This window comes from Streptomyces sp. NPDC058401, assembly GCF_042722885.1.
Taxonomy (GTDB): domain Bacteria; phylum Actinomycetota; class Actinomycetes; order Streptomycetales; family Streptomycetaceae; genus Streptomyces.
Genome location: NZ_JBHXKA010000257.1, coordinates 1 through 4,002 on the forward strand (window position 1 = coordinate 1; position 4,002 = coordinate 4,002).

The 4,002-nt window shown below is 71.5% G+C and carries 4 protein-coding genes; 1 reads left to right on the top strand and 3 read right to left on the bottom strand.

Features of this window, described 5'->3' with window-relative positions:
* Positions 1 to 141 precede the first annotated feature (141 nt).
* Positions 142 to 819, bottom strand: coding sequence for a pyridoxal 5'-phosphate synthase (locus ACFWNV_RS39415; RefSeq protein WP_383957097.1), 678 nt, complete (start codon positions 817 to 819; stop codon positions 142 to 144).
* Between the two features lie 283 nt (positions 820 to 1,102).
* On the opposite strand from ACFWNV_RS39415, the gene ACFWNV_RS39420 reads away from it, so the two are divergent.
* Positions 1,103 to 1,441, top strand: a complete 339-nt coding sequence (locus tag ACFWNV_RS39420) for a hypothetical protein (protein ID WP_383957100.1) — start codon at positions 1,103 to 1,105, stop codon at positions 1,439 to 1,441.
* Between the two features lie 120 nt (positions 1,442 to 1,561).
* Here ACFWNV_RS39420 and ACFWNV_RS39425 read toward each other — a convergent pair whose 3' ends face one another.
* Both ACFWNV_RS39425 and ACFWNV_RS39430 read right to left on the bottom strand, forming a co-directional pair.
* Positions 1,562 to 2,479: a D-alanyl-D-alanine carboxypeptidase family protein gene (locus tag ACFWNV_RS39425; RefSeq protein ID WP_383957102.1), complete on the bottom strand. Its 918-nt coding sequence runs from the start codon at positions 2,477 to 2,479 to the stop codon at positions 1,562 to 1,564.
* A gap of 111 nt (positions 2,480 to 2,590) precedes the next feature.
* A complete protein-coding gene (locus ACFWNV_RS39430) occupies positions 2,591 to 3,820 on the bottom strand; it encodes an acetyl-CoA acetyltransferase (RefSeq protein ID WP_383957105.1) in 1,230 nt (409 codons plus the stop codon).
* Between the last annotated feature and the right edge of the window lie 182 nt (positions 3,821 to 4,002).

Consider the following 4,002-nt stretch of genomic DNA (forward strand, 5'->3'; position numbering starts at 1 on the left):
GTCCAGGCCAACACCCCACCCCGACCCCGGCACCGCCCCACCCCACGCAGCAAACGCCGCACCGGCACAACCCAGCCCCGCCGGCGTTTGAGGCGACCGGGGACGGAGTCCCCGGCAACGGCGCCGCACAAGACGGGCGCGTCAGGGCCACAGGAGGTGGCGGGTCCACGGGGTGGTGGGCGTGCGGGTGTAGTGCAGGCGGGTGTGGAGGCGGGATGCGTCGCCCTGGAAGAACTCGATCTCGGTGGGGGCGAGGACGTACCGGGTCCACGTCGGCGCCGGGGCGTCCGGCTCCGCGCCGGCCCGTTCCCAGGACTGCGCCGCGACGGCGGTCAGTTCCTCCCGGGAGTCCAGTACCTCGCTCTGGCGTCCCGTCAGCGCCGCCGCCAGCGCGCCGCGCGTGCGCGCCGCCAGGTCGGCGCGGCTCTCCGCCGCATCGCACGCGGTGACCCGGCCGCGGATGCGGATCTGGCGGGCCACGGCCGGCCAGTAGAAGCCCAGTGCCGCCGCCGGCTGCCCGGCCAGCTGGCGGCCCTTCGTGCTGGTGGAGTGCGAGGCGAAGTGCAGGCCGCGTTCGTCGGCGTCGTGCAGCATGAGCGTGCGTACGTCCGGGCGTCCGTCCGCGTCCACCGTCGCCAGGCTCATCGTGTGCGGCTCGGGCTGCCCCGCCTTGGCGGCGTGCGTGAACCACTCCCGGAACAGCTCCAGCGGCTCGTCCGGCGCGGTGGCCGTGTCGAAGGAGGGCAGCGGGCCGTCCCAGACGCGCAGGGAGTGCAAGGTGGTGTGGAAGTCGCTCGAATCGCTCAAGTCGCTCGTCATTTCTCAATCGAACACCACACGGCTCGGCCGTCACTACGATGTGCGCGTTTTACGTGCTTTACGTGAGCCGTGAGGGTGGGGAGTCGTAGGAATGAATAGCGGAGCCGGAATAAGAGCCGGAGTCAGAGCCGGGGTCATACGAAGAGTGCTGGTGGCGGTGGTTGTCGCCGGCGCCGCCGTGGCCTGTGGGCCCGCGCCGGGGGGTGGCGGGGTCCCGTCCGGGCCCGCGTCGGCAACGGGCGGCGCTGCCATATCCGTACCGGCGACCTCGTCGCCCCCGGCCGTGTCCGTAGCGCCGAGCCCGACCCCGACTCCGACACCGACGCCCACTCCCACCCCCACCCCCACCCCGACCAAGGCGCCCCCGCAGACCCGGCCCCCGACCCCCGCGGACCCGAAGCCCGCCCCGACCCCCAGCCGCAGCACGGCGAAGCCCCCGGTCGCCACGAAGACGCCGCAGGAGCCCCCGAGCGGGGTCTGCGAGATCGTGTCCAACGCCGGGAACTGCTACAACGCCGGTCAGTTCTGCCGCAAGGCCGACCTCGGCCGCTCCACGCACGCGGCGAACCGGCGGATGATCTACTGCCGGATGGACGGTTCGCAGGCCCGCTGGCAGTACTAGTACGAGGCCCGGGGGAACGGCACGGGGGCGCCCCGGCCGACCTGTTCGGTCGGGCGGAGCGCCCCCGTGGGAGTCCGTCCGGGTGTGCCGGAAGGGCTCAGGGCGTCAGGTGGTGCTGGATCAGTCGAGGACGTCCGGGATCGGCTCGGTGGTGCTGCGCTGGAGCGCCGGGGCGCCGGTGGGTGCGCCGAGGGCCCAGTTGGTGAGCTTGATGGCGTCCGGGTAGCGGTCCGTGGAGTTCAGCAGGACGCCGATGATGGTCTTGCCGTTGCGGGTCACGGAGAAGACGAGGCACTGGCCGGCCTTCGAGCCGCTGCCCGTCTTGACGCCGATGGCGCCCTGCGTCTGGTAGGCGTGGCCGGGCGTGATCATCAGGTTGGTGTTCGTCCACGTGGCGCTGGTGGACGTGCCGCCGCTGCTGTACGAGTAGGTCTTGACGATCGACTTGAAGGTCGTGCCCTTCATCGCGGCCCGGGTGAGCTTCGCCAGGTCGCGCGCGGTGATCTTGTTGTTGCCGTGCTGCGAGATGCCGTCGAAGGCGTCGTAGTACGTGTTCGTCATGCCGAGGGTCTTCGCCTTGGCGTTCATCTTCGCGATGAAGTCCAGGATGCGGGCCGACCGGGTCGAGCCCGAGCCGAAGGTGTCGGCGAGGGCGTAGGCCGCGTCGCAGCCCGAGGGGAGCATCATCCCGTAGAGGAGCTGGCGGACGGTGGGGGTGGTGCCGGCCTTCAGGTGGGCCGTGCTCGCGCCCTCGCGGACGACGTAGTCCAGGTACTCCTGCTGGACGGTGACCTTCTTGTTGAGGTCGATGCCCGGCGAGGTCAGGACGACGTAGGCCGTCATGATCTTCGTGGTGCTGGCGCCCTCGAGCTTGGTGTCGCCGACCTTGTTGGCGAGCGTGGCGCCCGTGGTGCCGTCCATCAGGAAGGCCGAGGCGGCGAGGGTCGGCGGGCCGGTGACGGCCTGCGCGGGCGAGCCGACCGCGATCAGGGCGCCGGTGGCGACGGTGATGGCCAGAGCGGCGCGAGAACGCCGCAAAAGGTTCGATATCAAGTCAGTTCCCGTGATGGCTGGAGATTCCCCGAAGAGGCCGTGAGCACCGAGGTGCCGGCCCCTCCGGGAGCTTACGCAGCCCGACCGACAAGGAGATCAGTCCCGTCCGAGAATGATGGTGCCCGAGGAGCAGAACCAGCCGCCCGTCCCCGAGGCGAGGGCGATTCGGGGGAGGTTTCCGCCTGGTTTGCGTACTTGGCCCGCTCCTGCCTCGCCGCGCAGTTGGCGTACCGCCTCGACCAGGAGGAACAGGCCGCGCATGCCGGGGTGGCAGGCGGAGAGTCCGCCGCCGTCCGTATTGACCGGGAGTTCGCCGTCCCGCAAGAGGCGGCCCTTCTCCACGAAGGCCCCGCCCTCGCCCTTCGCGCAGAAGCCGAGGTCTTCGAGGGTGACGAGCGTCATGTAGGTGAAGGCATCGTAGATTTCGGCCAGGTCCACGTCCGCCGGGGTGAGCCCGGCGCGGGCGAAGGCCTGGCGGCCCGAGACCGCCGCGGGGGAGACGGTGAAGTCCTCCCACTCCGACATCGTGGTGTGGGAGACGGCGGTGCCGGAGCCGAGGATCCAGACGGGCTCCTTGGCCGTGTCCGGTACGTAGTCCTCCGCGGCCAGCAGGACCGCGCAGCCGCCGTCCGAGCGGATGCAGCAGTTCAGCTTCGTGAAGGGGTCGGCGATCATCCCGGAGGACAGGACGTCGTCGACGGTGATCGGGTCGCGGAACATCGCGTCGGGGTTCGTGGCGGCGTTCGCCCGGGCCTGGACGGCGACTTCGGCGAGCTGCTCCAGCGTCGTGCCGTACTCGTGCATGTGGCGGCGCGCGGCCATCGCGTACTTGGATACGAGGGTGTGCCCGTACGGGACTTCGAACTGCAGCGGGCCCCGCGCCCCGAAAGAGAGGTTCGAGGTGCGGCGGCGGGCCTTGATGTCGGCGCGTGCGGTGGATCCGTAGACGAGGAGCACCGCGTTGGCGTGGCCGGCGGCGATGGCGTCGGCGGCGTGGGCGGCCATGACCTCCCAGGTGGAGCCGCCGACCGAGGTGGAGTCGACCCAGGTGGGGCGCAGGCCCAGGTACTCGGCCACCTCCACGGGCGCCAGGATGCCGAGGCCGGCCGAGGCGAAGCCGTCGATCACCGACCGGTCCAGGCCGGAGTCGGCGAGGGCCCGGCGGGCGGCCTGGGCGTGCAGGGCGTACGGGGTGGGGCCGTCCACCCGGCCGCAGTCGGAGAGGGCGACGCCGACTATGGCCACCCGGCGGGGCCGGGCCTGATGGCCGACGGGGACGGGGGTGGGGGTGGTCGCGGGGGCGGAGAGGGGTCCGGGTCCAGGCATGTTCTGACGGTACAACTGACGGAGCGTCAGATGCTAGGGGGTCTGGGCGGGTTGGGAGAGCGCGGGGGTGCCTGGGCGGCAGTGGTGCGGCGCCGTTGCCGGGGACTCCGTCCCCGGGCGCCTCAAACGCCGGCGGGGCTGGGTTGTGCCCAGTCTCTTATAAACAACAGACCCTGCCCACG

What these genes read in the sequence shown, in the direction of transcription:
- ACFWNV_RS39415 (WP_383957097.1), bottom strand. Translation starts at nt 819, where the DNA reads ATGACGAGCGACTTGAGCGATTCGAGCGACTTCCACACCACCTTGCAC.
- ACFWNV_RS39430 (WP_383957105.1), bottom strand. Translation starts at nt 3,820, where the DNA reads ATGCCTGGACCCGGACCCCTCTCCGCCCCCGCGACCACCCCCACCCCC.